The sequence below is a fragment of the Bradyrhizobium erythrophlei genome (assembly GCF_042430365.1).
Classification (GTDB): domain Bacteria; phylum Pseudomonadota; class Alphaproteobacteria; order Rhizobiales; family Xanthobacteraceae; genus Bradyrhizobium; species Bradyrhizobium erythrophlei.
On sequence record NZ_JBHMET010000127.1, the window covers coordinates 40,862 to 67,636 of the forward strand.

23 protein-coding genes and 2 pseudogenes are annotated in these 26,775 nt (G+C 62.7%); 11 read left to right on the forward strand and 14 right to left on the reverse strand.

The annotated features are described in order from the left end of the window. The first annotated feature begins 49 nt into the window (after nt 1–49). The 3 genes from trpC (at nt 50) to ACFFWD_RS19680 (ending at nt 4,289) form a co-directional block, all read left to right on the forward strand. On the forward strand, nt 50–871 hold the full coding sequence (gene trpC, locus ACFFWD_RS19670) for an indole-3-glycerol phosphate synthase TrpC (RefSeq protein ID WP_376968146.1): 822 nt from the start codon (nt 50–52) through the stop codon (nt 869–871). 4 nt (nt 872–875) lie between these two features. Continuing rightward, nucleotides 876–1,394: a cyclic pyranopterin monophosphate synthase MoaC gene (gene moaC, locus ACFFWD_RS19675; protein WP_376968147.1), complete on the forward strand. Its 519-nt coding sequence runs from the start codon at nt 876–878 to the stop codon at nt 1,392–1,394. Between the two features lie 159 nt (nt 1,395–1,553). Then, nucleotides 1,554–4,289 carry a bifunctional diguanylate cyclase/phosphodiesterase gene (locus tag ACFFWD_RS19680; protein WP_376968148.1) on the forward strand — a complete coding sequence of 912 codons (2,736 nt, stop codon included), beginning with the start codon at nt 1,554–1,556 and terminating at the stop codon, nt 4,287–4,289. A gap of 75 nt (nt 4,290–4,364) precedes the next feature. On the opposite strand, the gene ACFFWD_RS19685 is transcribed toward ACFFWD_RS19680, so the two are convergent. After that, nucleotides 4,365–4,985, reverse strand: a complete 621-nt coding sequence (locus ACFFWD_RS19685) for a maleate cis-trans isomerase family protein (protein ID WP_376968149.1) — start codon at nt 4,983–4,985, stop codon at nt 4,365–4,367. A 213-nt stretch (nt 4,986–5,198) separates the two neighbouring features. Beyond that, nucleotides 5,199–6,530 carry an adenylate/guanylate cyclase domain-containing protein gene (locus ACFFWD_RS19690; RefSeq protein ID WP_376968150.1) on the reverse strand — a complete coding sequence of 444 codons (1,332 nt, stop codon included), beginning with the start codon at nt 6,528–6,530 and terminating at the stop codon, nt 5,199–5,201. Between the two features lie 167 nt (nt 6,531–6,697). Here ACFFWD_RS19690 and ACFFWD_RS19695 point away from each other — a divergent pair. Next, nucleotides 6,698–6,819: pseudogene (locus ACFFWD_RS19695) on the forward strand (IS5/IS1182 family transposase); the annotation flags it as partial. Between the two features lie 112 nt (nt 6,820–6,931). Here ACFFWD_RS19695 and ACFFWD_RS19700 read toward each other — a convergent pair. Together ACFFWD_RS19700 and ACFFWD_RS19705 are read right to left on the reverse strand one after the other, a co-directional pair. Then, on the reverse strand, nt 6,932–8,323 hold the full coding sequence (locus ACFFWD_RS19700; RefSeq protein WP_376968151.1) for an FAD-binding oxidoreductase: 1,392 nt from the start codon (nt 8,321–8,323) through the stop codon (nt 6,932–6,934). Nucleotides 8,324–8,352: 29 nt separating this feature from the next. Next, the gene (locus ACFFWD_RS19705; RefSeq protein WP_376968152.1) at nt 8,353–9,564 is read right to left on the reverse strand and encodes an acyl-CoA dehydrogenase family protein; all 1,212 of its coding nucleotides are present in this window, start codon (nt 9,562–9,564) and stop codon (nt 8,353–8,355) included. A gap of 126 nt (nt 9,565–9,690) precedes the next feature. On the opposite strand from ACFFWD_RS19705, the gene ACFFWD_RS19710 reads away from it, so the two are divergent. Next, complete coding sequence (locus tag ACFFWD_RS19710; protein WP_376968153.1) at nt 9,691–11,274, forward strand: winged helix-turn-helix domain-containing tetratricopeptide repeat protein; 1,584 nt, start codon at nt 9,691–9,693, stop codon at nt 11,272–11,274. A 132-nt stretch (nt 11,275–11,406) separates the two neighbouring features. Here ACFFWD_RS19710 and ACFFWD_RS19715 read toward each other — a convergent pair whose 3' ends face one another. Next, nucleotides 11,407–12,348: a LysR family transcriptional regulator gene (locus ACFFWD_RS19715; RefSeq protein WP_376968154.1), complete on the reverse strand. Its 942-nt coding sequence runs from the start codon at nt 12,346–12,348 to the stop codon at nt 11,407–11,409. Between the two features lie 104 nt (nt 12,349–12,452). Between ACFFWD_RS19715 and ACFFWD_RS19720 the strand changes: the two genes are divergently transcribed. Then, a complete protein-coding gene (locus tag ACFFWD_RS19720; protein WP_376968155.1) occupies nt 12,453–12,905 on the forward strand; it encodes a hypothetical protein in 453 nt (150 codons plus the stop codon). Nucleotides 12,906–12,993: 88 nt separating this feature from the next. Then, nucleotides 12,994–13,788 carry a DUF8737 domain-containing protein gene (locus tag ACFFWD_RS19725; protein ID WP_376968156.1) on the forward strand — a complete coding sequence of 265 codons (795 nt, stop codon included), beginning with the start codon at nt 12,994–12,996 and terminating at the stop codon, nt 13,786–13,788. A gap of 146 nt (nt 13,789–13,934) precedes the next feature. Here the strand turns inward: ACFFWD_RS19725 and ACFFWD_RS19730 are convergent, their stop codons facing one another. Continuing rightward, complete coding sequence (locus ACFFWD_RS19730; protein WP_376968157.1) at nt 13,935–15,290, reverse strand: S41 family peptidase; 1,356 nt, start codon at nt 15,288–15,290, stop codon at nt 13,935–13,937. Nucleotides 15,291–15,306: 16 nt separating this feature from the next. Continuing rightward, nucleotides 15,307–15,771 carry an oxidoreductase gene (locus tag ACFFWD_RS19735; RefSeq protein WP_376968158.1) on the reverse strand — a complete coding sequence of 155 codons (465 nt, stop codon included), beginning with the start codon at nt 15,769–15,771 and terminating at the stop codon, nt 15,307–15,309. A 131-nt stretch (nt 15,772–15,902) separates the two neighbouring features. On the opposite strand from ACFFWD_RS19735, the gene ACFFWD_RS19740 reads away from it, so the two are divergent. After that, a complete protein-coding gene (locus tag ACFFWD_RS19740; protein ID WP_376968159.1) occupies nt 15,903–16,997 on the forward strand; it encodes a rhomboid family intramembrane serine protease in 1,095 nt (364 codons plus the stop codon). Between the two features lie 39 nt (nt 16,998–17,036). Here ACFFWD_RS19740 and ACFFWD_RS19745 read toward each other — a convergent pair whose 3' ends face one another. The 5 genes from ACFFWD_RS19745 to coxB all read right to left on the reverse strand — a co-directional run bounded on the left by ACFFWD_RS19745 (nt 17,037) and on the right by coxB (nt 21,569). Continuing rightward, the gene (locus ACFFWD_RS19745; protein WP_376968160.1) at nt 17,037–17,447 is read right to left on the reverse strand and encodes a cytochrome C oxidase subunit IV family protein; all 411 of its coding nucleotides are present in this window, start codon (nt 17,445–17,447) and stop codon (nt 17,037–17,039) included. A gap of 8 nt (nt 17,448–17,455) precedes the next feature. Then, nucleotides 17,456–18,178: a heme-copper oxidase subunit III family protein gene (locus ACFFWD_RS19750; protein ID WP_376968161.1), complete on the reverse strand. Its 723-nt coding sequence runs from the start codon at nt 18,176–18,178 to the stop codon at nt 17,456–17,458. Between the two features lie 16 nt (nt 18,179–18,194). Then, entirely contained in the window at nt 18,195–18,899 is a 705-nt protein-coding gene (locus ACFFWD_RS19755) for a cytochrome c oxidase subunit 3 (protein ID WP_376968162.1), read from the reverse strand. After that, entirely contained in the window at nt 18,896–20,671 is a 1,776-nt protein-coding gene (gene ctaD, locus ACFFWD_RS19760; protein ID WP_376968163.1) for a cytochrome c oxidase subunit I, read from the reverse strand. Before ctaD ends, ACFFWD_RS19755 begins: the two co-directional genes overlap by 4 nt. A 64-nt stretch (nt 20,672–20,735) precedes the next feature. Further along, nucleotides 20,736–21,569 carry a cytochrome c oxidase subunit II gene (gene coxB / locus ACFFWD_RS19765; RefSeq protein ID WP_376968164.1) on the reverse strand — a complete coding sequence of 278 codons (834 nt, stop codon included), beginning with the start codon at nt 21,567–21,569 and terminating at the stop codon, nt 20,736–20,738. Between the two features lie 508 nt (nt 21,570–22,077). Here coxB and ACFFWD_RS19770 point away from each other — a divergent pair. Then, nucleotides 22,078–22,974 carry a DUF2189 domain-containing protein gene (locus tag ACFFWD_RS19770; protein WP_376968165.1) on the forward strand — a complete coding sequence of 299 codons (897 nt, stop codon included), beginning with the start codon at nt 22,078–22,080 and terminating at the stop codon, nt 22,972–22,974. Nucleotides 22,975–23,164: 190 nt separating this feature from the next. On the opposite strand, the gene ACFFWD_RS19775 is transcribed toward ACFFWD_RS19770, so the two are convergent. Next, entirely contained in the window at nt 23,165–23,461 is a 297-nt protein-coding gene (locus tag ACFFWD_RS19775) for a hypothetical protein (RefSeq protein WP_376968166.1), read from the reverse strand. A gap of 341 nt (nt 23,462–23,802) precedes the next feature. On the opposite strand from ACFFWD_RS19775, the gene ACFFWD_RS19780 reads away from it, so the two are divergent. Together ACFFWD_RS19780 and ACFFWD_RS19785 are read left to right on the forward strand one after the other, a co-directional pair. Continuing rightward, on the forward strand, nt 23,803–24,099 hold the full coding sequence (locus tag ACFFWD_RS19780; RefSeq protein ID WP_376968167.1) for a cytosolic protein: 297 nt from the start codon (nt 23,803–23,805) through the stop codon (nt 24,097–24,099). 430 nt (nt 24,100–24,529) lie between these two features. Beyond that, nucleotides 24,530–24,769 (forward strand): annotated as a pseudogene (locus ACFFWD_RS19785) (hypothetical protein); the annotation flags it as partial. A 37-nt stretch (nt 24,770–24,806) separates the two neighbouring features. Here the strand turns inward: ACFFWD_RS19785 and ACFFWD_RS19790 are convergent. Next, nucleotides 24,807–26,132 carry an adenylate/guanylate cyclase domain-containing protein gene (locus tag ACFFWD_RS19790; RefSeq protein WP_376968168.1) on the reverse strand — a complete coding sequence of 442 codons (1,326 nt, stop codon included), beginning with the start codon at nt 26,130–26,132 and terminating at the stop codon, nt 24,807–24,809. Nucleotides 26,133–26,775 lie beyond the last annotated feature (643 nt).

The following is a 26,775-nucleotide window of genomic DNA, read 5'->3' on the forward strand; positions in this document are numbered from 1 at the left end:
AGTTGGAACCGGTTTTTCGAACAGATCATGCTCTAATGGAGCCGCAGTGATGTCCGATATCCTGACCAAGATCGAGGCTTACAAGCGCGAGGAGATCGCCGCCGCCAAGCGCGCCCGCCCGCCCGCCGAGGTCGAGGCGCAGGCCAGGTCGGCGTCGCCACCGCGCGGCTTCGTCCGTGCTATCAGGGCAAAGCACGCAAGCGGCGAGTTTGCGTTGATCGCTGAGGTCAAGAAGGCCTCGCCCTCGAAGGGCCTGATCCGCGCCGATTTCGATCCGCCCGTGCTCGCCAAGGCCTATGAGTCCGGCGGCGCGGCGTGCCTGTCGGTGCTGACCGATGCGCCCTCGTTCCAGGGCCATCTCGATTTCATGGTGTCCGCACGCGCGGCAACCGCGCTGCCCGTGCTGCGCAAGGACTTCATGTTCGACACCTATCAGGTGGCGGAAGCCCGCGCCTTTGGGGCCGACTGCATCCTGATCATCATGGCTGCGCTCGACGATGCCGCCGCAACAGATCTCGAGGACGCGGCGATCGCGCACGGCATGGACGTGCTGATCGAGATCCACGATCGCGCCGAGCTCGACCGCGCGCTGAAACTTCGCTCGCCGATGATCGGCGTCAACAACCGCAATCTGCGCACCTTCGAGACCACGCTTGCGACCAGCGAGGCCTTGGCGCCGCTGATCCCACGCGATCGGTTGATGGTCGGCGAGAGCGGCATCTTCACGCCTGACGATCTCGCCCGGCTCGAGCGCGTCGGCATGTCGACCTTCCTGGTCGGCGAAAGCCTGATGCGGCAGCAGGACGTCACCGCGGCGACCCGCGCGCTGCTGACGCGGCAGGACACGTCGCGCGCCACCGGCACGCGCTGACGCGATGGCGCGGAAGTCCCCAAAGCCGACATCATCAAAGGCCGGCACCGCCCTCACCCATATCGACGCCAGGGGCGAGGCGCGGATGGTGGACGTCTCGGAAAAACCCGCGACCGAGCGGACCGCCGTGGCCGAAGGCCGGGTCGTGATGAGCAAGGCGACGCTCGCGCTGATCACCTCGGGCCAGGCCAAGAAGGGCGACGTGCTGGCGACCGCCCGCATCGCCGGGATCATGGCCGCGAAGCGGACGTCTGAACTGATCCCGCTGTGCCATCCGCTGGCGCTCTCGAAGGTCACGGTCGATATCGACCCCGACGCGAAACTGCCGGGCTGCGTCGTCCGCGCCGCGGTGAAGGTGACCGGACCGACCGGCGTCGAGATGGAGGCACTGACCGCGGTGTCGGTCGCGTGCCTCACCATCTATGACATGATCAAGGCCGTCGAGCGCGGCGTGCGCATCGAGGGCATCCACCTCGTCGAGAAGGTCGGCGGCAAGTCGGGCCACTACCGCGCAGGCAAGTGACCGGCTCGCGATAGTTTGCGGTGGATTTCAAGTTGCTGCTAACCGCGCATTAACCAGCCTTGCTAACGGCAATTCCATCTCGTTTCGGTTACGAATTTGCCGGGCCGGAGGTGCATGCAACCTGCTTCCGGGGGAAACGCCTGGAAGCGATCGAGTTCTATGAGTTCAAACGGCACCGCCTCGTTCAACATCACGTCGGTCTTCCGCAGCGGTCCGATCCGTTGGCTGATCCTGGGCGGCGCGCTCCTGATGGCGGCGATCGCGATCGGCGCGACACTGATGGCTGGGAATTTCCGCGAGCGCGCCTTGCACAACAGCGAGCGCGAGCTGGAGAACACCGTGCTGCTGCTGGCGCGGCACTTCGACCAGCAGCTCGAGGATTTCGAGGTCATCCAGAAAGACCTGATCGCCTTCATGCGCGACAGCGGCATCACGACGCCCGAGGACTTCCGGCGGCGGATGTCGGGTGCGGACATCCACGCCGTGCTCAAGTCCAAGATGGACGCGCTGTCCTATGTCGGCGGCATGAACGTGTTCGACGCCGACGGCGCGCTGATCAACAGCTCGACCGTCTGGCCGCTGCCGCAGGTCTCGATCGCCGACCGCAACTACTTCCGGCTGTTCAAGGCGAGCCCGTATTCGCACGACATGCTCGTCGAGCTCGTGCGCAGCCGCGTCACCGGCATGTGGACCACCGCGATCGCCCGCAAAGTCGCCGACCCGAACGGCGAATTCCTCGGCGTGGTCGTCCGCGGCATCGAGCCCGCCAATTTCGAGAAATTCTTTGCGACCGTCGCGCTCGGCGAAGGCGCCGCGATCGCGATGCATCATCGCGACGGCACCCTGCTCGCCCGCTTCCCTCATGTCGAGGACATGATCGGGAAGAATTTCCGCATCGGCCCGCCCAGCCAGCAGCAGGTGTTCGAGGAGCCGAAGAGCACGTCGCGGCTGACCAGCCCGATCGACGGCAAGGACCGCGTGGTGTCTTCGCGGGCGCTGCAAAAATTCCCGATCGTCATCGTCGCGACGACAACGACGGAGGCGGCCCTGGCCGACTGGCGCGAGCAGATCAACATCCTTGTCGCGGTGGCCGGCGCGTCGGTGCTGGCGATCGCGCTGCTGCTCGCGCTCGTGGTGCGGAAGCTCGTGCAGCAGCACCGGGCGCAACAGGAGCGAGTGACGCTGGAAAAGCTGCGCCTCGACACCGCCGTCAACAACATGACCCAGGGCCTGCTGCTATTCGATTCCTCGCAGCATCTGGTGATCTGCAACAAGCGCTATATCGAGATGTACGGGCTGTCGGCCGACGTCATCAAGCCCGGCTGCAGCTTCCGCGACGTCATCGAGCACCGCAAGCGGACCGGCTCGTTCAACGGCGACGTCGAGCGCTACGTCAGCCTCGTGCTGCGCGACGTCCACGTGCGCAACATCATGGTGATCGCAACCCCCGACGGGCGCTCGATCCAGGTCGTCAACGAGCCGCTGGCCGACGGCGGCTGGGTCGCGACCCACGAGGACATCACCGAGCGCCGCCGCGCCGAGGAGCGCATCACCCACCTCGCCCATTACGACGCGCTGACCGACCTGCCGAACCGTGCGCTGTTCCACGAGCAGATCAAGCGCGAGCTGCCGCATGTCGCGCCCGACAGCCAGCTCGCCGTGCTCTATATCGACATCGACGAGTTCAAGGGCGTCAACGACTCGCTCGGCCACATGGTCGGCGATGAGCTGCTCAAGTCGGTTGCCCGAAGCCTCAGCGAGTGCGTGCAGGACGGCGATTTCGTCGCCCGCCTTGGCGGCGACGAGTTCGCGATCGTGCAGACCGGGGTCAGAAGCGTCGACGAGGTGACCGACCTCGTGGCCCACATCTATGAGGCGATCCGCAGGCCCTATCAGTGCCTTGGCCACCAGGTCACGACCGACGCCTCGATCGGCATCGCGCTCGCCCCGAGGGACGGCACCGATCTCGACCAGATCCTCAAGAACGCGGACCTCGCGATGTATGCGGCGAAGTCCGCCGGCCGCCGCACCTCGCGCTTCTTCGAGCCGGCGATGGATGCCGAGGCGCGCGCGCGGCGCGAGCTCGAGATGGAATTGCGGCAGGCGATCGCCGAGCGCAGCGGGCTGGAGGTCTATTATCAGCCCTGCCTCGGCCTCAAGACCAACGAGATCAACGGCTGCGAGGCGCTGGTGCGCTGGCGTCATCCGGTGCGCGGCATGATCTCGCCGGCCGATTTCGTTCCGATCGCCGAGGAAACCGGGCTGATCAACCAGCTCGGCGAATGGGTGCTGGCCACCGCCTGCAAGGAGGCCGTGACCTGGCCCGACAATATCCGCCTCGCGGTCAACGTCTCGCCGGTGCAGTTCAAGAGCGGCACGCTGGCGCTCAAGGTGATCGCGGCGCTGGCGGCGTCCGGCCTCCCCGCCAGCCGGCTCGAGCTCGAGATCACCGAGGCCGTGCTGATCCGCGACGACGAGACGGCGCTGTCCGTGCTGCACCAGCTCCGGACCATCGGCGTGCGGATCGCGCTCGATGATTTCGGCACCGGCTATTCGTCGCTGAGCTACCTGAAGCGCTTCCCGTTCGACAAGATCAAGATCGACCGCTGCTTCATCACCGACATCGCCGAGCCGCAGGGCTCGGCCGGCATCGTGCAGGCCGTCGTCAACATCGCCGCCGAGCGCAGCATGACCACGACCGCGGAAGGCGTCGAGACCACAGATCAGCAGCAATTGCTGCGCGAGCTCGGCTGTTCGGAGATGCAGGGCTATCTGTTCAGCGCGCCGAAGCCGGCCGCCGAGGTCCGCGCGTTGCTGGCCGCGCACCGGCAGGGCCGACCCGCCGCCGGCGCCACCCGCCCCCGCCGGCGCAAGCCCGTCGCCGGCGCGGCGTGAGCATCAGCTTGCGGCTGCGGCGTCGAATTGATGCGGGGCCAATACTCAGCGCGCCAATCGTCCATAGCCCAACGTCTATGACGTTGGGAGTTCGCGATCGAAAATCTGGCCGTAGCCGGCGATCGAAGTGCGCGCACCCGAAACGCGCAGAGCCTGCCAGAACGCAACTTGGTTCGCTGTCAGCACCGGCCGCTGGAGATCCTCCTCCAGGGCTTGAATTACGCCGATCGCGCGGAAGCCGTTGCCGCCAATAAAGACTGCTTCGGCGTTCGCAGGGGTATGGGTGCGGACCCACTCATAGAGTTGACCGGGATGAACCGCGCGCTGGTCAGATGGCAACCCGGCAGGGCCGTTGTGGACGACGTCGAACTGGTGAGCCTGGAAGTAGTTTGCTCCCCGACGGCTCAACTGTCCGGAGAACCAGGGCGGATCGATCACCGCGAGTCTTTTGACCCCAAGCGCGGTCAAGGCCAGGGCTGCTGCCGCACAGGGGATCACCACCGGGATGCCTCGCGTGCGTGCCTCCAATCGGCTCTTCAACGCCGCATCGTCGGCTGCGCCGCGCACGTAACTGCTGCTGGTGAAGCCATATACGATCGCGTGCAGCGGGGCTGCCGCTAACAACTCCGCTGCGTTGTCAATGAGAGGCGGGTCGGCGAAGGCGCGAACGTGGTCATCGGCGATCGTCGGATCCATCGTCCCGCCCGGGGCATAGACCCCCAGAGGGACACGCGCAGCGTGGATCGAGATTCCGTCCGGTGCCATGGCTCGGAATTCGGACTCCGGTCCAATATCTGCGTGGGGAGTCAGTAATCCTATCCGCGCTCGCCAACCCCATCCATCCGGTTGCCACACGGTCACCTCCGTTTGACGCCGCGACGATGAACCTTCATTTCAACAGACGGTGCGTTAAGCCGCCGCTCTCACCTTGAACAGCTGCCACTTCTCTTCGAGCCCCTTCAAGGGGTGTTCGCCCGCATCGTCGAATTCAATTCCTGAGCCGGCGACAAGATCCTTTACCGTCCTTGATACGACAACTCCGCCCGCGCTCGCCGTATCCATGATGCGCGCGGCGAGATGAACAGCAATTCCGACAACATCCGTTTTGGTGCGTTCCACCTCGCCAGTGTGGAGCCCCGCGCGGACTTGTACCCCGAGCGGTGCCATCGCCTCTGTGATCGCCATGGCGCACCGAATTGCCCTTGCCGGGCCATCAAAATCGGCCAGAAATCCATCTCCTGTCGACTTTACCTCGTTGCCGCGAAATCTCATGATTTCGCGCCGAACAGTCGCATCATGGGCCCGCAGGAGCTCACGCCATCGTCCGTCGCCTAGCTCCCGGGCTCGTTCGGTCGAGGCAACGATATCGGTAAACAGGATGGTCGCCAGCACGCGCTGTGATGTCGTGATTTCCTGCGCCTTGGCTCCCGGTTCGACGACGAAATCCAGAATCGTATCCGCAATTTCTATTGCATTGTCACCTAGCCAACACACGTGATCGGGCCCTTCCAGTTCGATCAGCGTCGCGTGCGGAATGTGTGACGCAAGGAATCGCCCGGCCTGGATGCTGACCGTGGGATCCTCCGTTCGATGCAGGATAAGACTGGGAACACGAACTGACGGAAGGATACCGTCAATGTTTATTTCGCTATTCATTCGCATCAAGATCTGTACCGCCGATGGGCTCCCGCCCAGTCGTTCCCACCGGCCCCACCATCGCTGGAATTCGACATCGCCCTTTTTCGAAGGGGCAAACGCCACGCAGCTCTTGCCGCTGCCCCAGGCGTTCTCGACGTAGTCCAGAAAGGCGTCGAGCTTCTGCTTCGTCGGAAACCAGTCCGAGAATCGCGCGAACGAACCATAAAGGACCAGGGCCGAGCACCGCTCGGGATGGATCGCGGCAAAGAGCACCGCAAGCGACCCACCCTCGGAAATACCCATGACGGCGGCCCGCTCGACGCCGGCGGCATCCATCACGGCTCGCGCGTCATCCATTCGCAGATCGAGATTCGGCAACTGGCCCAACCGATCGGAAAGCCCGGTGCCGCGCTTATCAAACAGGATAACACGCGCCCGGCTTCCCAAACGCTTCAGCCAACGTGCAGCTTCCGGCCAATCCCAATAGTGTTCAATATTCGAAATAAAACCGGGGATTATCACCAGATCGACCGGGCCATCACCAAAGACTTGATAGGCGATGTGCACCTCGCCGCTCTTGGCGTAGCGAACTTCAGGGATCACGGCACGACCTCCGAAGCTTATGAATGTCTTGTCACAATATAGCAGACCGGACGCGGCTAGGCGACTTCTGGTTAGGGTCCAATTTGCGACCCGGCCCGCCGATCTCGGCCGGCAGGTTGATGTCCGGTTCGCCCCAAGAGCAACGCGCGCCGGAGTGCTTGTGTTTCGCCGCTGTCCAGATGATCGACACCTCGATCGTCCGTGTGCACCAGCACGGCGCATGCATCCTCAGAACAGAAGACAGTCGATCGGACGATTATGGGGCGAATTGACAGGCAAGGTTCATGCTCGTCGCGAATTGCTTTGCCGTTGCCCTGCTCGCGTCGATACGGCTATGGCTTCGAGCTAATGTGTCCGCGTACTAGTTCGGCACGCATTTGGATTTTCCGCGATGTGGTGAACTATGCCGTCGGCTTGATATTCTGGTTCAGGCGGAAGAAATTGGTCGGATCGTATTTGGCTTTGAGCGCGGCCAACCGCGCATAGTTCTCACCATAGGCATCGCGGACACGATCCTCGCCCTCATCCCCGAGATTGTTCGCGTAGACGCCGCCGGTCGAATAGGGCCTGACGGCGCTCCACAGCTCGCGCGCCCAACGCATGTTCGCGTCGTCGTCGGCCGGATCGTCCCAGATCGCGACCGGAAAGCAGTCGAACGCTGCATCGCGGTTTGCGTAAGGCGAATCGGGCGCTGGAACCCGCGCAATTGCGCCGCCGACGTGCTGGAAAACCAGCAAAGACGAGGTGCTGGGGGCTCTTGCATAGCCGTCGAGCAGCGCGTCGATCGCGCCCGCACTGATCTCGCGCAGGAACTGCGCCTTCCAGTAGTAGCGACGTCCTCGCGGAAACAAAGCATCGCCACCCGACTGAATGTCGAGATAAGGAACAGTCGCGAGGCGCGTCTCAACGGGCGAGCCGAACTTGATGATCGGTGAAAGGGCCCGCTCGCCCTGCTCGTGCGGTCCTACATAGCAGCCCGAGATGCTGAAGAACCGATCGCCCGACGGCAGGGTCACGAGGGCTGCATCGACGTCCGCTTCGTCAGGGGCCCCGCGGGCGAATTCATCGTAGAAGCGCATGGCGTCGCGCGCCTGATCATATCGATGAAGTGCTGACGCGACGAGCAATGAGGTGCCGATGGAATGGAGCCGGTATTCGAACTCGGTCACGATGCCAAAATTGCCGCCCCCACCCCGCAGGCCCCAGAACAGGTCGCAGTGTTCGGTTGCACTGGCCCTTAATATCTCTCCCTCGGATGTCACAACCTCGGCGGCAATCAGGTTATCGCAAGTCAATCCGTATTTGCGCCCGAGCTTGCCAAAGCCGCCGCCAAGCGTGAGCCCGGCGATACCGGTATCGCTGTTGATGCCCATGGTGGTCGCCAGGCCGTGCTCCTGTGTCGCCCTGTCGAACTCGCCCAGGTTTAGGCCGGCCTCCGCGCGCGCGATCCGGCGGACCGGATCGACCTCGATCCGCTTCATTCGCGACAGGTCGATGACCATGCCGCCGTCGCAGACCGACAGCCCAGCGACATTATGGCCTCCGCTGCGAACGGCCACCGGGAACGCGCGGGATCTCGCGAACGTCACGGCCTCAACCACATCCTGGGTATCCGCGCAGTAGGCGATCATGGCCGGCTTTCTATCGATGGCGCCATTCCAAACCTTGCGCGCCTCGTCGTAGCCGGCGTTCCCCTCGAGGACCACATTGCCCTTGAGCCGTAGCTGTGGAGTGGGCCGAGGTTCGGAGTGTGATTTGCCCATCAGGTCGTCATATGGCTGCCGCTGCTCCATCCGATTTGCTCCTCGCCACGATCACGGATCTAGAATCTCGCCGTGCCGGGATCGAGCCCAAGCGCCAATCGGCCGGCAACGGCATAGTAGTTAGGACTCATCGCGATATGTTTGACGGCAGCGTGCACGTCGCGGACTGCACGCTCCAGCGGGCAGGTCTCGAAGATGGCCACAGCGCCTGCCGTAGTCGCCAGCATGTCGGTAACGCATACCGAAACCTCTGCCGCATGGGCGGTGGCGGTTCGGAGGTTCGCGCGCGCATCCGTCAATCCGTCGCCGCTCTGCGTCGCATCCATCAAGTCCTTCATGGCTTCGCACAGACCGGCGCGGGCGGCACGAAGCGTCGCTTTCATTCGTCCGACGATGGCATGGGTCGTCTCGCGGTCGCGCAGCAGGCCGGAAACGCCCAAGCGCCCCTTTCGGGAGGCAACATCAACGAATGACCGCATCGCACCTGCGGCAATGCCGAGGGGAACGCCGCAGATGCTCCAGGAGAACACCGACACCGGCGGCATGCGGTAGAGGAGCCCCTCTTGGGTCGGCCGCAATCCGATGAAGAGGTGAGCGCGCGCGGCCGGGACAAAGATGTCGTGGGCCTCGAGGTCACAGCTGCCGGTGCCGCGCAGTCCGGAGACGTACCAATTATCGAGAACCGTCACGTCTTTGCGATCCAGATAGCAGCATATAACCGGCGACTCAGGCACTTCAGGATTACTGGCCAGCACCATGAAGTGGCTTGCATGATGGGCACCGCTGCCAAACGGCCAGCGCCCTGCGACGCGGTACCCTCCTTCGACGGCGATTGCGGAGCCGATCGCGCCGGTCGAGCTGGCCACGAATGTGTGTCGATCTGCAAACCATTCCCTTGCGACGGGCTCGGGGATGTAACCGCCAATGCGGCTCATCCCTCCGCCATTGCCAACGAGCCAGCCAACCGAACCGTCGAGCGTCGAAGCGGCCTCGACGACGTCCAGGAATTGGAGTGGGGAGAGTTCCGGACCGCCAAGCGATTGAGGCAACCACAAGCGGAAAAGGCCGGCGTCGGCCATTGCCGCGAACACCGCGTCTGGAAGGCGACGGTCGGCATCGAATTCTCCTCGTCGCTCCGCGATCAGTGGAGCCATGGCCTGAACCGCCTCAAGAATTCTGTGCGGTCGGTTCGACCCGTCGATAGACCGTGGATTGACAAGAGGATTCATGAGGCGGATCCCGTCGCGCTCGCCGATCGTCGGCTCGTCCATTTGCAGTGGTGATCCATCCCTCATAGGCCGGACACCAGCCACGCAAACTGCGCCGCTCTAACCCTCTTGGTCCTGAATCCGATCGGAAAAAGTTGCAAATTTCCCTAAAACTGGTGTCTCTAGGCGATGGCGACGATCTACGAGTTCGGTCCATTTCGTCTCGATGCAGACGCCGACATGCTGCTTCGCGGAGCCGAGCCGGTTGCTCTCGGCGGGCGAGCAGTCGCGCTCCTTCGGCTGCTTCTGGAAAAGGCGGGTAAGCCGGTTGCCAAGGACGCTTTGATGGAGGCGGCCTGGCCGGGGCTCGCGATCGAGGAAAGCAATCTGACCGTGCAGATCGCGGCTCTGCGCCGGGCGTTTGCAGCCGTCGAAGGTGGCAGTAGCTGGATCGAGACGCTGCCGCGTCGCGGTTACCGCTACGTCGGCCCGCCGGCCGCCACCTTGTCCGATGGCAGCCGGCAAACATGGCTCCCGCCCGCGACCTCCGACAAACCATCGATCGCCGTGCTGCCATTCCTAAATTTGAGCGGCGATCCCGCGCAGGACTATTTTTCCGACGGGATCACAGAAGACATCATTACAGAATTATCGCGTTTCCGGTCGCTCTTCGTCGTGGCCCGCCATTCCAGCTTCGTTTACCGGACCAGGTCGTCCGACATTAGAGAGATCGGCCACCAACTCGGCGTACGATATGTAGCCGAAGGGAGCGCGCGCAGGATTGGGACGCGGGTGCGGGTGACCGTCAAGCTTCTGGATGCCGCGAACGGCTTCACCCTTTGGACGGAGCGCTACGACCGCGAGCTCGAAGACATATTCGCCATCCAGGACGAAATCGTCGGCAAGGTTGTTTCGGCGCTGCCCGGCCGACTTGAGGACGCAGGCCGTGAGATCGCAAGAGGCAAGCAGACCTCGAACATCACGGCCTACGATCTCGTGCTTCTGGGAAACGAGAAATGGCGTCAATTGACCGTCAGGAGCATGGACGAGGCGCGAGGCTACTTCGAGAAGGCCATGGGGCTCGATCAAGCCTATGCTCGCGCTCACGCCAATATCGCTTGGACGATAGTCTGCGCTGCGTTTCTGGAGTCTCCCGCCGCCCCTCCACTGGAGGATGCTCGTCGCGAGATCGAGATCGCCCTCGATCTAGATGAGTACGACGCCTGGTCGCACAGCGTCTTCGCACAGCTTCTCTTCCTGCAAAATCGTGATCAAGAGGCCGAAACTCATTTCAAACGCGCTCTGGCGCTCAATCCGAACGACGCTGATGTCGCCGCCGCTTTTGCAAATATTCTGATCTACTGGGGGCACTGGCAGGACGCGCTTACCTGGATCAAATCGGCCAAACGGCTAAACCCGTTTCCACCCAATATATACCATTGGTACCACGCGTTGGCTCTTTATTCGGCTCGCGAATACGAACAGGCGATCAAAGTTCTCAGGGAAGCCCGATCTAGCGACCGCTGGTCGTACGCGCTCCTTGCGGCGTGCTACGCGCAAACCGATCGACCGAGAGAAGCAAGTATCGAGGCACGCGCATTCATTCGAGAGCGAGCCTTGGAATTGAATGAGAATCGTGAAGTCCTACCATTAAACACGCTCGAGCTCGCTCGGACGCGCGCCAGTAGATACAGAGACCCCACCGACCGCGATCATTTCCTCGATGGACTTCGCAAAGCCGGCCTGAGTGATGGGCTCACCAATCTTGCATAGCGACGCCAGCGAGACGCTGATCAGCTCAATTGACCTGCGTTAACTGCGATTTCGGCTATGTGGGCGCGAGGTGCATCGCTGCTCCGTTCAAGAGAGACTGATCCGCCTCCATTGCGCGGTCTGGTTCGCCCGTCATCGACGCAAATTCGGCTTTGGTCGGCCCACGCCCGAATGGCCTTTCACGTGATCGATGAAGGCTCGCAGCTTCGGCATGATCTGTCGATGGCCGGGATAGTAGAGGAACACACCTGGCGTCATCGGCGCGAATTGCTCCAGCACGCGGACGAGTCTTCCCGCCGTCACGGCACCGGTGGCGAGCGGGGCAGGCACTTGTGCGAGCCCCACGCCTTCGACGGCGGCGCCAAGCATCGTGGGAAAGTCGTTGGCGATGAAAGGGCCTGATACCGCGATCTCGATCGCGCGGCCGTTGTCGCTGATCGACCACGGAGCGAGTGCGCCGTTGGATCGTCGCAATCGGATGCATGCGTGGCGGCGCAAATCATCCGGACGCTCAGGCCGGCCGTTGCGGGAGAGGTACGCCGGACTACCGACCATGACGAGCGGAAGCGGCTTCGTCAGCCGCACAGTGACCATGTCGGCGGCAATGAACTGGCCCATCCGTATTCCGGCGTCGAAGCCTCCGACCGCGAGGTCGACCAGATCCTCGCTTGCGGCAATCTCCACCTCGACCTCGGGATACGCCCGACAAAAGGACGCGACAAGCGGCTCCAGCAGGATCGGCACCACTGCGCGCGGCACCGTGAGGCGCAACAGCCCAGCCGGACGCTGCCCGATCTCTCGCGCGGCTCCGCTTGCTGCGATGAGCTCCTCGAAGGCGGGCCTCGCGCGCGAAAGAAATCGTTCGCCGGCTTCGGTGAGGCCGACGCTGCGCGTCGTACGGAGGAAAAGTACCGCGCCGATACGCGACTCGAGTGCGCGTATCGCCTGACTGATCGCCGATGGCGTCACCCCGAGCTCGGCAGCCGCTCGGCGAAAATTATGGTGCCGGGCGACGCTTAGAAACGCTTCCACGCCGTCGAGCGCACCCTGCCTGACTGTGAAGTTCTGCTTCATAGCCCGTCAATATTATCGCGAATAGTCGCTCGCGGTAAGGGACCTTATACGTGACTGGCCAATGAGGAACACCGCGGATTTCGAGCCCCAACATTCGCGACATCGTGGCCATCTCAACGAACAAAGGTGACCCCGTGATTGGAAAAACGACAGCGATCGGAGCGATCCGTAACGTTGCCTTGGCACTCACCCTCACTCTGATAGGCGCTACTTCAATGACGCATCCATCCGTTGCTCAAGCACAAGCCACCTCGCCCACAACCACTGGGGTGATGGTCATCCTTACCGTGAAAGCAGGCGTCACACGCGAACAAGTCATGGCCGTCATGCCGACTGAAATCCGGCAGACCGTTCAGCTCTATCTCAATGGGCGGATTCGCGAATGGTATTCGCGCGGCGATGGGCGCGGAGTTGTCCTCTTGCTGGATAGCAAGGATGTCGCCGAGGCGCAGGCCATCATGGAGGGCCTACCGTTGGCCCGACAAAATCTCATGGACCACGAGTACATCGCACTCGGTCCTCTTTTGCCGCTCCGCCTGCTCATGGCCAATCCCTGAGCGCAAGCGCAATGCACAAGGCTCACATGGAGGACCACCGATGACGACCGAAGCTTTGTCCCCTGCTATCGTTCCGTCGCGTGACGCCTTGCGCAACCTGTTCTGGTTGGTTCCGCTCACGGCGCTGTGGATGCTGTTGATCTACAGTTGGCCGGCGATCCAGGCCAGCGGCGTTCCGACCACGACCCACCAGCTCGCAGCCCACGGGCTCATCGCGCTGGGACTGTGGCTCGGCCTCGAGCAGGCAGACCTGACGCCAGGTCAACGCCGCGCGACCTGGTTGGCGATTATGATCCCGGACACGCTGTGGTTCGCCGTCGCCTGGAGTGCCGCGATCAACGGCGTCTTCCGCCTGGGCACCACGCCTCTGCCGGTGTTGCCATCAGCGATCGTCCTGCCGGTGATCGTCGGCGCGCCGCTATTGCTGTTTTCGAAGCGGATCGGGCAGGTGCTCGATGCGACGCCAGAGAGCTGGCTCGTCGCGCTTCAGCTTTACCGCATATTCGGCAGCTGGGCTCTGGCGGCCTGGATGCGCGGGGCGCTGCCCGGCGTGTTCGCATTGCCGGCTGGCATCGGCGACGTGCTGACCGGACTGTTCGCGTTGCCGGTAGCAATCGCAGTGGCGACCGGCACAGCCGAAGGCCGGAGCGCGGCAACTCTCTGGAACATCTTCGGCCTTGCCGACTTCGCTGTCGCGATCACCATGGGCATGATCACTTCGCCCGGCCCCTTTCAGCTGATCGTTCCGGACGTGCAGAGCATCGGCGCTGGCGATTATCCGGGTGTGCTCACCCCTGCTCTCGTCGTGCCAGGCTCAATCCTGCTGCACATTCTGTCGCTGCGCCAGCTGCGCCGCCGGCGCGGCCTGAAGATCCTTGCTTGATTGGCTCACGGACAGGCCTCATGGCTCGCCTGGCGATGCGAAGCATCGTCCAGAGACGCGCGGAGCCTGTCATCCGGCTCGCATTCGCGCGACCGGTGGCGCTCCTCGCCATGAACGCCCGATGACAGAGCAATGCTGTGAAACGTCTAGTTCGGCACCGGCCGCTTCGCGCCCGTCTTGGCATCGGCGTTCTTGGCGTCGGCATTGACGCTGACACCGCGGAGCTGGTTGAACGCCGCGATCAGCGCCTTGTCGTTCTTCTCGTCCGGCGGGACATAGGACTGCGAGCCGGTCTGCTCGGCGCCTTCGGCCGCCAGATGTCCGCGCATCTTGGCCTCGCTGATGATCTCAGCGCGGGTCTTGAGCTCGTCCGGCACGTCCTGCAGCACCTCGATGTCGGGGCTGACGCCGAGCGCCTGGATCGAATGGCCTGACGGGGTGAAATAGCGCGCCGTGGTCAGCGCCAGCGCTCCATTGTGGCCGCCGAGCGGAATGATGGTCTGCACCGAGCCCTTGCCGAACGAGCGGGTGCCGATCAAGGTTGCGCGCTTGTGGTCATGCAGCGCGCCGGCCACGATCTCGGAGGCCGAGGCCGACCCGCCGTTGATCAGCACCACGAGCGGCTTGCCCTTGGTCATGTCGCCGCCGCGCGCGGTGAATCGCTGGGTTTCGTCGGGCGTGCGGCCGCGGGTCGAAACCACCTCGCCGCGCTGCATCAGCGCCGAGGTGACCGAGACCGCCTGGTCGAGCAGGCCGCCCGGATTGTTACGGAGGTCGATGACATAGCCCGCGAGCTTGTCCTGCGGGATCTGCCTGGAGATCTCTGATATCGCCTTGCGCAGGCCCTCGGTGGTCTGCTCGTTGAACGAGGTGATCCTGATATAGCCGATGTCGCCGCCTTCGGTGTGATAGCGCACCGGGCGGACTCGGATGATCTCGCGGGTGATCGCAAGCTCGAGCGGCTTGTCGGCGTCCTTGCGGATGATCTTCAGCCGGATCGCGCTGTTCGGCGCGCCCTTCATCTTGTTGACGGCCTGGTCGAGCGTCAGCCCCTGGATCTGCTCGTCATCGATCGCGGTGATGACGTCGCCGGACATGATCCCTGCCCGCGCGGCCGGCGTATCGTCGATCGGCGCCACCACCTTGATGAGGCCGTCCTCCATCGTGACCTCGATGCCGAGCCCGCCGAACTCGCCATGCGTGGTCTCCTGCATGTCGGCCCAGCCCTTCTCGTTCATGTAACGGGAATGCGGATCGAGCGAGGAGATCATGCCGTTGATCGCGCCCTCGACGAGCTTGGAATCGTCGGGCTTCTCGACATAGTCGGTCCTGATCCGCTCGAACACCTCGCCGAACAGATTGAGCTGGGAATAGGTGTTGTCGGCGCGGGTCGCGGCCTTGGCCATCGCGACGAGATGCGCTCCGCCCTGCGGCGAGGTCACGAGAAGGGTGAGACAGGCGCCCGCAACCGTGCCGAGGAAAAAGCCCATGTTCTTGCGCATCCGCGATCCCTTTTCGCTATGGCCGCCGGTAATGTTTCGCAACAATCGGCCGCCTCATCCCGACCGGGGCACCACACAACGGCTTTTTGGTCGGATCAAGGCCGCCCGCCCACCGGTCCATTACGGTCCGGTCATCATGACTTGTCGGATTCGTGAAGCCCGTTCTGCCAGGTCGGCGGCCTGGTCCCGAAGCCGCGCTTGGCAGGGGTGCCGAGCCGCTAGCCGACCTGCGGTGGAACATCACGAAACCGGCCCTCCACGCCGAGTTTGAGCGCGCGTCCATCGGCCAGTTGGGATTGTTGAGGATTTCCCGGCCGACGGCGATCAAATCTGCCTGTTTATTACGCAGGATCTGGTCGGCCTGATCCCCATGGATGATCAGGCCGACCGCCATGGTTATGATATCGGCGTGCCGCCGGACATATTCCGAGGGCGGCACCTGGTCGCTGGATTTGATTTCCTTGCCCGGGATCGGCGCCATCTCGGTGATGCCGCCGGAGGAGCAACGAACAACGGGTTGTGATCGGGCCGATGTGGCCGCACTGGAAGTGGCAATCCTCTGGCGGCTCCGCTACGCTAAAACTCCCGCCCCCAATCCTTGTGCGACCGATCATGGCCACGTACCGCGCCAGCCCCGGCTTCTTCGAGGTCCCGCACGCCGCGGTCTACGCCGTGATGACGGCAACCGTCCTTGTCTCGGGGCTTTGCTTCATCCAGGCCGGCGGTTCGCAGGCGCCGTCGGAGCTGCTGTTTCGCTACGGCGGGATGTATTCGACCGCGCTGGCCCGGCACGAATATTGGCGGCTGTTCGCCTATGGCTTCCTGCATGTCAGCTTCCTGCATTTGGCGACCAACATGCTGTGTCTCGTGCTCTGGGGCGGACATCTCGAGAACCGGGTCGGGCCGGCCTATTTCCTGATCATCTATGTCTGCGCGATGGTGTTCGGCGCCATCGCCGGCAACATCATCCATTCCACCCCGTATCTGACGGTGGGCGCATCCGGCGCCACGTCGGGCATCCTCGGCGCGCTGCTGTCCTTGTGGATTCTCGGCAAGCTCGATGTCGGTTTCGACTTCTTCGCCATCAACATCGGACTGAACATCGCGTTTGCGATCAGCTCGGCGCGGATCGACTGGGGTGTCCATCTCGGCGGCTTTGCCGCCGGGCTGATCGCCTGCGCCCTGCTCGACCTCGTCGAGAAGGCCAACGCCTATGTGCTTCGCTGCAAATTTCCGGAGGTCGTGAAGGTCGACCTCGCGCTGCTCGCCGGCGCGGCCGTGCTCTTTCTGTGGACGGGTCAGGCGCAGGCGCTCGCCCCAGGAGCGCCGGGATGGGTCGCCGCGATCGGGTTCGCCGGCGCCGGTTGCGCCGTCGTCAAGCTGATCGACCTCGTCCTGTCGATCAAGAAGGGCCTCGCCGTCGTCATCCTTGCCCTCGCCTGCGCCAACGCCGCCTGTGTGATGCTCGGCGGCCGGGCGCTGGCGTCGGCAGCTTGCATCGCGCGGCAGCCGGGCGGACTGCTTCCGCTCGACAACCTGCTCGACACGTTCTGCGCAAACCCGCTGCTGGTGAGCGGGCTGGTCGCGGCCGCGGCGATCGCGGTGACGCTGCTCGTCTGTTCGAGGGAACTCCACCGCGGGATCGCAGATGTCGGCTTCGTCGCCACCTCGCTGCGCGCCGAGCGCAGCCGCCGCGACGGGCTCTGATCCGCACGAGGCCCACGGCCAACGCCATCCGTCCGGCTTCTAGGTCGTGGCTCCGAAGAACATCACCCGCAGCAGATGCGTGTAGTCGGACTCAAATACCATGATCCCGACAAACACCAGCACCAGCACGGGCGGCAGCAGGATGGCGTAGGCGAGCGCCAGCCGCTCCCAGGCCATGTGCATGAACACCGCGACGATCAGGCCGGCCTTGAGCACCATGAACAGCAGGATCAGCGACCATCGGAGATGGCCGTGGATGCCGAAATAGTCGACCAGATAGGAGCAGGTGCTGAGCACGAACAGCCATCCCCAGACCACGAGGTAGAGCTTGATCGGGTGCTGCTGGCCCTCCGCGTGCGTAGCCCCCGATGCGACCGCCTCATGCACATAGCTGTGTAACGCATGCTGTGCTGCTGCCTGCCCTTGAACATGTACCGCTGCTTCTGTCATGCGCGACCTCACCAGAGATAGAAGAAGGCAAAGATGAACACCCAGACCAGATCGACGAAGTGCCAGTACAGGCCCATGATCTCGACGATCTCGTAGTAGCCCTTGCGGCTCGTGAAGAAGCCGCGCCGCTCGACATCGAAATCTCCGCGCCAGACCTTTCGCGCAATCGCGATCAGGAAGATGACGCCGATCGTCACATGCGTGCCGTGGAAGCCGGTGATCATGAAGAAGCATGAACCAAACTGCGCCGCGCCCCACGGGTTGCCCCAGGGCCGCACGCCCTCCATGATCAGCTTGGTCCATTCGAAGGCCTGCATGCCGACGAAGGTTGCGCCGAAGGCCGCGGTGGCCAGCATCAGGGCCGCCGTTTTGACGCGATCGCGGCGATAGCCGAAATTGACCGCCATTGCCATAGTGCCGCTGCTCGAGATCAGGATGAAGGTCATGATGGCGATCAGGATCAGCGGAATGTGCTTGCCGCCGATATTGAGGGCGAAGACCTCGCTCGGGTTGGGCCACGGCACGGTCGTCGACATCCGCGCCGTCATGTATGACAGCAGGAAGCAGCTGAAGATGAAGGTGTCGCTGAGCAGGAAGATCCACATCATGGCCTTCCCCCAGGACACGTTCTTGAACGCGCGCTGGTCGGAAGCCCAGTCGGCGGCGATGCCGCGCAATCCGGGGGTTGTCCCGGGCGCGGCCTTCGGATGCGTCAAAGCCGTCTCTGCCATCGGTTCCTGCCCTCGCCTAAGTGAGCAACTGGCGACAGATGCTTACGAAATTATCGGTCCAGCCGGTCAAGAGACCGAGCAGGACCAGCCAGACCAGCAAGAGGAAATGCCAATAGATGGCGCACAGCTCGACGCTCAGGCGCTGCTGCATCATCGGCGCGCCGCGCCACACTTTTGCGGTCGTCCTACCGAGGGCCACCAGGCCGCCTAGCACATGCAGCCCGTGGAGCGCGGTGATCAGGTAGAAGAAGGAATTGGCCGGGTTCGACGCCACGACATAGCCGGCGACCTTCAGCTGCTGCCACACCACGAGCTGCCCGGTCAGGAACATCATGGCGGATGCGCCGCCGATCAACAGGCCGACGAACAAGCCCTCATTGTCGTCGCGGCGCGCCGCCGTCAGCGCCCATTGCAGCGCCACGCTGCTGATGACCAGGATGCCGGTGTTGAACCACAACAGCCTCGGCAACGGCAGCTCGCGCCAGTCCACCATGGTTGTGCGCATCGAATAGGCGCTGATCAGGAGCGCGAACAGCGAGCCGACCACGGCGAGAAACACACCGAGGCCGATTTTCGCCGCCGGCACCGACGAACCGTGCTCGCCGCGAAGATCGACGGCGACGCCCTGCTCCAGCCAGGGCTTGGCGGCCAGCCGTTGCTGCGAAAGCCACCATCCCGCGATCGCTGCAATCGTAGCAATGAACAGGACGATAGCACTCACGGATGGGCTCCCTGCGGCGCCAGTCTGGCCGGCGGTTCATTCTGCGGGATGAAGTCCCTCGCGGAACCGGGCACGCTGTAGTCATAGGCCCAGCGATAGACGACGGGGAGCTCCTTGCCCCAGTTGCCGTGCCCGGGCGGGGTCTCCGGCGTCTGCCATTCCAGTGAGGTGGCGCCCCAGGGATTGCCGCCGGCCTCCCGCCCCTTGAACAGGCTCCAGATCATATTGAAGATGAACACAAGCTGCGCGACGCCGACAATCAGCGCCGCCACGCTCATGAACGCATTGAGGTCATGGGCGGATGCCGGGACGAAGGCGGTCTCGCCGATGTCGTGATAGCGGCGCGGCATCCCGAGCAGGCCGAGATAGTGCATCGGGAAGAACACCGCGTAGGCCCCGATGAACGTCACCCAGAAGTGGAAGCGTCCGAGCGCATCATTGAGCATCCGTCCGGTGACCTTCGGATACCAATGATAGATCCCGCCGAACACGGCCATGATCGGCGCAATTCCCATCACCATGTGGAAGTGCGCGACCACGAACATGGTGTCGGACAACGGAACGTCCACGACCACGTTGCCGAGGAACAGTCCGGTCAGGCCGCCATTGACGAAGGTGACGATGAAGCCGAGCGCGAACAGCATCGGCACCGTGAGGTGGATGTCGCCGCGCCACAGGGTCAGCACCCAGTTGTAGACCTTGATGGCGGTCGGGATCGCGATGATCAGGGTCGTGGTGGCGAAGAAGAACCCGAAATACGGGTGCATGCCGCTGACATACATGTGGTGCGCCCACACGACGAAGCTCAGCGCCCCGATCGCCACGATCGCCCAGACCATCATGCGATAGCCGAAGATGTTCTTGCGCGCGTGGGTGCTGATCAGGTCCGAAATGATGCCGAACGCCGGAAGAGCGACGATGTAGACCTCGGGGTGGCCGAAGAACCAGAACAAGTGCTGGAACAGGATCGGGCTGCCGCCGCCATACTTGGTCAGCTGGCCCATCTCGACCAGGGTCGGCATGAAGAAGCTGGTGCCGAGGATGCGGTCCAGCAACAGCATCACCGAGGCGACGAACAGCGCCGGGAACGCCAGCAGCGCCATCACGGTGGCGGTGAATATGCCCCACACCGTCAACGGCATGCGCATCAAGGTCATGCCGCGCGTACGCGCCTGCAGCACCGTCACCACATAATTGAGGCCGCCCATCGTGAAGCCGATGATGAACAGGATCAGCGAGGCCAGCATCAGGATGATGCCCCAGTCCTGCCCGGGAGTGCCGGAGAGGATCGCCTGCGGCGGATAGAGCGTCCAGCCGGCCCCGGTCGGCCCACCCGGCACGAAGAAGGTTGCGGTCAGCACCAGCACGGCGAGCAGGTAGACCCAGTAGCTCAGCATGTTCACATAGGGGAACACCATGTCCCGCGCGCCGACCATCAGCGGGATGAGATAGTTGCCGAAGCCGCCGAGGAACAACGCCGTGAGCAGGTAGATCACCATGATCATGCCGTGCATGGTGATGAACTGGAGATACTGGTTGGCGTCGATGAACGAGAATGTGCCGGGGAATCCCAGTTGCAGCCGCATCATCCACGACAGCACCAGCGCCACCATTCCGATCGACATCGCGGTGATCGAATACTGGACGGCGATCACCTTGGCGTCCTGCGAAAAGACGTAGCGCGTCCACCAGCTCTTCGGGTGATAGAGCTCGACCTCGGCTACTTCGGCGGGCGGAATGCCTGCGACCTCATCGAACGGAATATCGACCATCGGAACTTCCTCCTGGTCTTCTGTTCAGCGACGAGTTCACCTCATGATATCGGGCCTGTCCTCGTCACTGGCTACCTGTCTGATACGCGGCCTTCGCGACGTTGCGCTGCCCTGACAGGGCGGCGAACGTGTGCTGCTTCTCCAGCCACGCGTGATATTCCTTCTCTTCCTCAACGATGACCTTGCTGCGCATCTGCGCGTGCGCGGCACCGCACAGCTCCGCGCAGAGGACCTCGAAGGTTCCGGTCCGCGTGGGCGTGAACCAGTAGTAGGTCACCGAGCCCGGTATCATGTCCATCTTCGCCCGGAACTCGGGCACGTAGAAATCATGCAGAACGTCGATCGAGCGGAGCAGCACCTTCACCGGCTTGCCGACCGGCAGATGCAAATCGTCGTTCTGGACGACGATGTCATCCTGTCCGTTCGGATCGTTCGGATTCAACCCGAGAGGATTCTCGGCGCTGATATTGCGCGCATCCGACGTGCCGAGCCGGCCGTCCTTTCCGGGCAGCCGATAGCTCCACATCCATTGCTGGCCAACGACCTCGACATCAGTCGCATCTGACGGCACCGTGACGAACTGGTGCCAGACGACGAGGCCGGGCGCCAGCATGGCGACGACCCCGATCGCGGTGCCGATGCTGAGCCACCATTCCAGCTTCTTGTTCTCTGGATTGTAGTGGGCGCGCCGTCCCTCGGTGTGGTGAAAGCGGAGGACGCAATAGGCCATGAACGCGATGACCGCGCAGAACACCGCTCCCGTAATCCAGAATGTCAGGTTGATCGTGTCGTCGATGTAGCGCCAGTTCGAGGCAATCGGCGTCCACCACCAGGGGCTGTACAGGTGGAACAGCACCGAGGCGACCGCAACCAAGAGCAGTATCAGCGCTACAGCCATCCCTCATCCCTCCTTGCCATTCAAGGCTGCGGAGACGAACGAAAGGGCGGAGCTCACGTCAAAGCGACGGTGTCACGTTCACCATCACCGTGCTTCTTGCCTCGCCCATTCTGCCGGTCGCGACGTCGGACATGACAAAAGCATCCACGTCACGCCAGCAATCTCGTCAGAGCTGGGGGCGTTCAGTATCTTCAACATGGTACCCGTCGCGCCCGGCGTCAATAGAGGAGCACGCCTGACAACACCGATCGTGCCGCCACCATCCGATGATGCACCGCAAAAACCGGAGTTGTGCGCTGGCAAAGTTCTCCCGAGCGCGTTCGCTATCTTGCTTCTACCGCGCATCGGACTAACTTGACTGCACCGGTTGCGACTGACGTCGTCCGGCAAGCATCTTCGCGTTGAACCTGATTTGCCGGACTCGGTCGCGATTTTCGCGGATGAGACGGACGCGTGCGTTTTGAGGGCGTTCCGCTCGCCTGCGGGCACGAGCAAGGAGCCCGGAACCATGACAACAGTGTTCGCACGACCCAAACTGCAATTGTTTGGCGTCTCCACGGCCTACGTCGTTCGCAAGATCAGCCTTACCGACCTCGGCAACGCGCTGCGCCTGGGTTGGGAAGACTTCAAGGCCATTCCGACCCACGCCGTCGTCCTGTGCGTGATGTATCCGATCCTCGGACTTGTCCTGTTCAGACTTGTCCTTGGCTATTCGGTGCTGCCGCTGCTGTTTCCGCTCGCCGCCGGCTTTGCGCTGATCGGCCCCTTTGCCGCGCTCGGCCTCTACGAATTGAGCCGCCGCCGCGAGCGCGGAGAGGAACCCGGCGCCTGGGATGCCATGGAGGTGCTGCGCGCACCGTCGTTCGGCGCGATGCTCGAACTCGGCGTCCTCCTGTTCGTTCTGTTCGGGGTCTGGATCGCTGCCGCGGACGCGATCTACATTGCAACCTTCGGCTATGCGGCGGCTGCGAGCATTCCCGATTTCGCCCAGCGCGTGCTGACGACGCCTGAAGGCTGGACCCTCATCGTCGTCGGATGCGGCGTCGGCTTCCTGTTTGCGCTGGTGGCGCTCTGCATCAGCGTGGTCTCGTTCCCGCTGATGCTCGACCGGCACGCGACGGCGATCGATGCGATCAGGACCTCGATCCGCGCCGTGATGATGAATCCGGTCGAGATGGCCGCGTGGGGTTTGGTCGTTGCGATCCTGCTCGCCCTGGGCTCGCTGCCGTTCTTCATCGGCCTCTGCGTCGTCCTGCCGGTGCTCGGTCACGCGAGCTGGCACCTCTACCGGAAGGTGATCGAGCCCGACAGAAATCCGCCGCAGGAGGAGCCGCGGCCGGAGATCGGTCACCGCTACGCGGCAGATTTCCCGGCCTCCCTCTTCCCATGGAGCCGTGAGCGCTAATCGCGGCCGCGGGAGGCTGATTTTTCGCGAGGGTGACGGATGCGATCCGGCTGATCCGGATTGCATCCGCGGTCTGTGCGCGTATTCAAACGTCCTACCGCGCGCAACGCATCAGCGCGCAACGACAATCTCGTTCGCCGGGCTGAGCAAAACGGCCTTTACGAACAATTGCGAACAATATTGCGAACAATTACGCATCAGCCTCTATATTCACCAAGACTTCCCCGGCGATGATTTCGGGGTCGCCAAGATTAAGGTCGTGCAAACTTGCTTGAACGAAATCCAGCACCTTCTTGTTCGCCGCATTGGCGCTTTCGCGGTCCTCGAACATCATCACGGCAACGCCGACGCCTCCGCCCCCATCCAGCACAAAATAAGATTTGAATCCGCTTGATTCCCTGAGGATCTGACCGACGCCGCTCTTGGCGCGACGGGCGGCATCCGCAACCGAATGGACCTTGGTGTACTTTCGAATGAACACATACATGGCACCACCCATGCGTCTCGGTTCAGGCCCCCACGCATCAAAGCACATCGCGCCGTTGCTGGACCAGAGCGTTTTCGAGCGAAGTGGATACCGGTTCGCGTAAAGAAAACGCGTCAAAACAAGAATCCAGAGCCCCGTTTCGATTCCATCGGAACGGGGCTCTAGGGCCTCCTTCCGCGATGGTTCAACCGCATTCCAGGCGCACCACTCCCGGACGTTTTCAACCAGCAAAACCCCGGAGTCGTTATCAATGATGAATAGGCTTATATTGGGAGCGTCAGCGACACTGTCCAACCAGACGGGAGACCGGTGAAATCAGTCCAACCGCGAGGGAGGGTTCGATGAAATCGCTTTTGCTGCTCACGGCAAGTGGTCCTCTGCTTATTCTGACGTCGCACGAGTCCTTGCGTGATCCGAAGCTCCTCGATGTGCTCAAGGAGAAAGGAATTGGCAAGTTCGTTGCATTCGAAGTTCCGGTATCGGTCGCTAGGGAGCGCTACGGCGGGCATTTTCATGCAGTCGAGAGCAATCTTCACGAAACCGATGATTTGAGAGTGCTCGACTTCAATGGCCAGCGGGTGTTTCAGCTGTTCCGTTTCGATGAGCTCGGCGCACCGATTCTTCAAGAACAGCGGTGATCCGGTTTGTCTTAGAGCATGATCCGAGAGCGGGCTGGGATTGCTGCGCGGGCAATTTCATTCGGCAACCATCACCTGCTGAACGGTGCAGGAAGGCCCCAGGCGCCGCCGCGGCAACGGCGATCGCCCGCTGCCCCTCGCGCCGACAAGGACGATCGCACGTCTCGACCAGAGCGACGGCAGTTACGACCGTTCGAGAAATCCCCGGACAACAAGCAATAAGAGGCTGGGCAAGTGCACAGGCGTCCGGCCGAACACAATGCGCCTAGCTCGACCCCGGCACCGGTGCTTTTGGGGCAAAGCGGACATCAAGCAGCCGACGATCCCCGCTGAATCGGTCGAAAATGGACCCACAGCGGTCATTGCGAACTTGGTGGACACACCCCGGTTCTGACCCATAAACTTGCCCAAATGCACCGGAGCGCACCACATGGCCGAGGCGCGGGTCGAACGCCGGCTTGCTGCCATTCTCGCAGTCCATGTCGCGGGCTACTCGCGCCTGATGGGCGCTGATGAAGTTGGGACGCTTGCAGCCCTGAAAGCTCATGGCGCGAAATCGTCGATCCCGCAATCGCCGTCCATAAGGTTGCATCGTCAAGACCACCGGCGACGGTATGCTGGTGGAGTTCGCAAGCGCGTAGATGCCGCGACATGCGCGGTCGCAGTCCAGGAGAAAATTACCAGCAATCGGCACGTTCAGGAAATCGTCACGGGCTCGCCGCGAATAAGTCCCAACGGCCCGGCAACCCCTTGAGCTTGTGCGCTCCGCGGTGAGCGAACTTCAGCCCCGCGCCCGCTACCAGGTCCGTTACCACTCTTGAGACGAGAACTTCTCCCGGGCCGGAGAGCGCCATGACGCGAGCTGCGGCATGAACGGCGATACCGCCAATATCCTGGTCCCTCCTTTCGACCTCCCCAGTATGGAGGCCGGCTCGGAGGGACAGTCCGATTTGCGCGGCCGCTGTCTCGAAATCCAGTGCACAACGTATCGCCCGGCCAGGGCCATCGAACGTCGCGAGTATGCCGTCTCCTGTCGCCTTCACAAGACTGCCTCGATATTGTTCCACTATCCGACGCGCCGTTCGATCGTGCTCATCGAGCACGCGATGCCATGACTGGTCGCCCATTTCGATGGCGCGCTTCGTCGAATCGACAATGTCGGTGAAAAGAACGGTAGCAAGCACTCGGTCGGGCTCTGTGGCGTGCCGAGTGCCAGTGAGAAACTCCTCGATCTCGCCGAGAACAACGTCTGCGTTGGTGAGCCAGGGAAAATGGTCGGAACCCGGAAGCTCAATCAGCCTCGCCTGAGGTATCTGCTGCGCCATATACTTAGCCCCGCCAATGTCGATCGCGCGGTCCCCCGCACAATGGAGGATCAAGGTCGGGACGCGAATCGTAGGCAGCACGTGCCGAACATCAATTTCGCCATTCATCCGCGTGAAGGTGACCACAGCCGCCGGACTGGCGCTGATTCGCAGATAGTGCGCCCACCATTCCCGGAAGCGCTGGTCATGCGCCATGCTCGGAGCACGGGCATCGAGCCCGAACGGCTTTCCCCAATCGCGCCTCATTTGGTCGATCCAGGCGTTGTACTCTTCTTTTGTCGGTCCCCAGGGATAGTCCGGTGCTCGAGTACGCCGCGCGTAGCCGCCCGCCATGATTAGCGCCGACGTCCGATCCGGATACGTGGCGCTGAACAGCGCACACATCGGAGCACCTTCCGAGATACCAAAAAGAGCTGCACGTTCCGAGCCCGCTGCATCCATGACGGCTCGAACATCATCCATCCGCACCTCAAGGCTTGGCATTTCAGTGACCCGATCAGATAATCCGGTGCCACGCTTGTCGAATAGGATGAGCCGCGAGAAAGAGGAAAGGCGAGTCAGAAAGCGGGCGAACGCCGCTTCCTCCCAAACACCTTCGATATTCGACACCCAGCCCAAGACGAACACGAGGTCATACGGGCCCGTGCCCAAGACTTGGTAGGCGATGTTGATACCTTCGCTCGAAGCGTACCGGGTTTCGGGCTGCATTGACAAAGTGCCTTGCGCGCAGTCAGCGGCTCACAGATCGGATCGTCTAGAAATCCGAAAGGTCGCTCGATAAATGCTCACCGCACGTAGGATGATAAACCCAGTCACACGGAAGTGCCATACCAGCGGTCGCCATGCCCAAGACGGCGCACGGCGTAATCTCTCCCTCGTTGCTCCGAAAAGACGAGCAAACGGTTGGCTTGCTGCACCGCATGAGTCCGGAAGTGGGGCCCTTCGCGACATATTGCGTCGCCGCACGATCTCGTTCGCTTTGTGAGCGAAGCGGACATCATCGCGTCACGCTTGGAATGCAGCGAGCGTCCGCCCTTGCCACTGATTTGCCCGACGGCGCAAGCCCTGCCAAGAAAAATATTTCGGTTTTCCAGCACCACGAATCCATGTTAGGACTCCGCCCGTCTCACCCGAATGAGGGGCGGCTCGCGATGGTCACGAACGTGGTGTGGGATGCGGTGGACGCTGAACGCGTGACTGACGAGCACGCATGAGGCGGACGGCGAAGTCGTGTGGTCCTGACGCCCCAGTGGCTGGTGTCTCGTCAGCAAGTCTTTGCTGACGACGGTGGCAAACAAGCCCGGTCTCGCCGGCTATCTAATGCACACATCTTTGTTGCGAAGATCGGCGA

What these genes read in the sequence shown, in the direction of transcription:
- ACFFWD_RS19730 (WP_376968157.1), bottom strand. Translation starts at nt 15,290, where the DNA reads ATGCGCAAGAACATGGGCTTTTTCCTCGGCACGGTTGCGGGCGCCTGT.
- trpC (WP_376968146.1), top strand. Translation starts at nt 50, where the DNA reads ATGTCCGATATCCTGACCAAGATCGAGGCTTACAAGCGCGAGGAGATC.
- ACFFWD_RS19715 (WP_376968154.1), bottom strand. Translation starts at nt 12,348, where the DNA reads ATGAAGCAGAACTTCACAGTCAGGCAGGGTGCGCTCGACGGCGTGGAA.
- ctaD (WP_376968163.1), bottom strand. Translation starts at nt 20,671, where the DNA reads ATGGTCGATATTCCGTTCGATGAGGTCGCAGGCATTCCGCCCGCCGAA.
- ACFFWD_RS19710 (WP_376968153.1), top strand. Translation starts at nt 9,691, where the DNA reads ATGGCGACGATCTACGAGTTCGGTCCATTTCGTCTCGATGCAGACGCC.
- ACFFWD_RS19780 (WP_376968167.1), top strand. Translation starts at nt 23,803, where the DNA reads ATGAAATCGCTTTTGCTGCTCACGGCAAGTGGTCCTCTGCTTATTCTG.
- ACFFWD_RS19775 (WP_376968166.1), bottom strand. Translation starts at nt 23,461, where the DNA reads ATGTATGTGTTCATTCGAAAGTACACCAAGGTCCATTCGGTTGCGGAT.
- ACFFWD_RS19680 (WP_376968148.1), top strand. Translation starts at nt 1,554, where the DNA reads ATGAGTTCAAACGGCACCGCCTCGTTCAACATCACGTCGGTCTTCCGC.
- ACFFWD_RS19735 (WP_376968158.1), bottom strand. Translation starts at nt 15,771, where the DNA reads ATGGCGCCGATCCCGGGCAAGGAAATCAAATCCAGCGACCAGGTGCCG.
- ACFFWD_RS19700 (WP_376968151.1), bottom strand. Translation starts at nt 8,323, where the DNA reads ATGGAGCAGCGGCAGCCATATGACGACCTGATGGGCAAATCACACTCC.
- ACFFWD_RS19685 (WP_376968149.1), bottom strand. Translation starts at nt 4,985, where the DNA reads ATGGATCCGACGATCGCCGATGACCACGTTCGCGCCTTCGCCGACCCG.
- ACFFWD_RS19770 (WP_376968165.1), top strand. Translation starts at nt 22,078, where the DNA reads ATGACAACAGTGTTCGCACGACCCAAACTGCAATTGTTTGGCGTCTCC.
- moaC (WP_376968147.1), top strand. Translation starts at nt 876, where the DNA reads ATGGCGCGGAAGTCCCCAAAGCCGACATCATCAAAGGCCGGCACCGCC.
- ACFFWD_RS19740 (WP_376968159.1), top strand. Translation starts at nt 15,903, where the DNA reads ATGGCCACGTACCGCGCCAGCCCCGGCTTCTTCGAGGTCCCGCACGCC.
- ACFFWD_RS19745 (WP_376968160.1), bottom strand. Translation starts at nt 17,447, where the DNA reads ATGACAGAAGCAGCGGTACATGTTCAAGGGCAGGCAGCAGCACAGCAT.
- ACFFWD_RS19705 (WP_376968152.1), bottom strand. Translation starts at nt 9,564, where the DNA reads ATGGACGAGCCGACGATCGGCGAGCGCGACGGGATCCGCCTCATGAAT.
- coxB (WP_376968164.1), bottom strand. Translation starts at nt 21,569, where the DNA reads ATGGCTGTAGCGCTGATACTGCTCTTGGTTGCGGTCGCCTCGGTGCTG.
- ACFFWD_RS19790 (WP_376968168.1), bottom strand. Translation starts at nt 26,132, where the DNA reads ATGCAGCCCGAAACCCGGTACGCTTCGAGCGAAGGTATCAACATCGCC.
- ACFFWD_RS19750 (WP_376968161.1), bottom strand. Translation starts at nt 18,178, where the DNA reads ATGGCAGAGACGGCTTTGACGCATCCGAAGGCCGCGCCCGGGACAACC.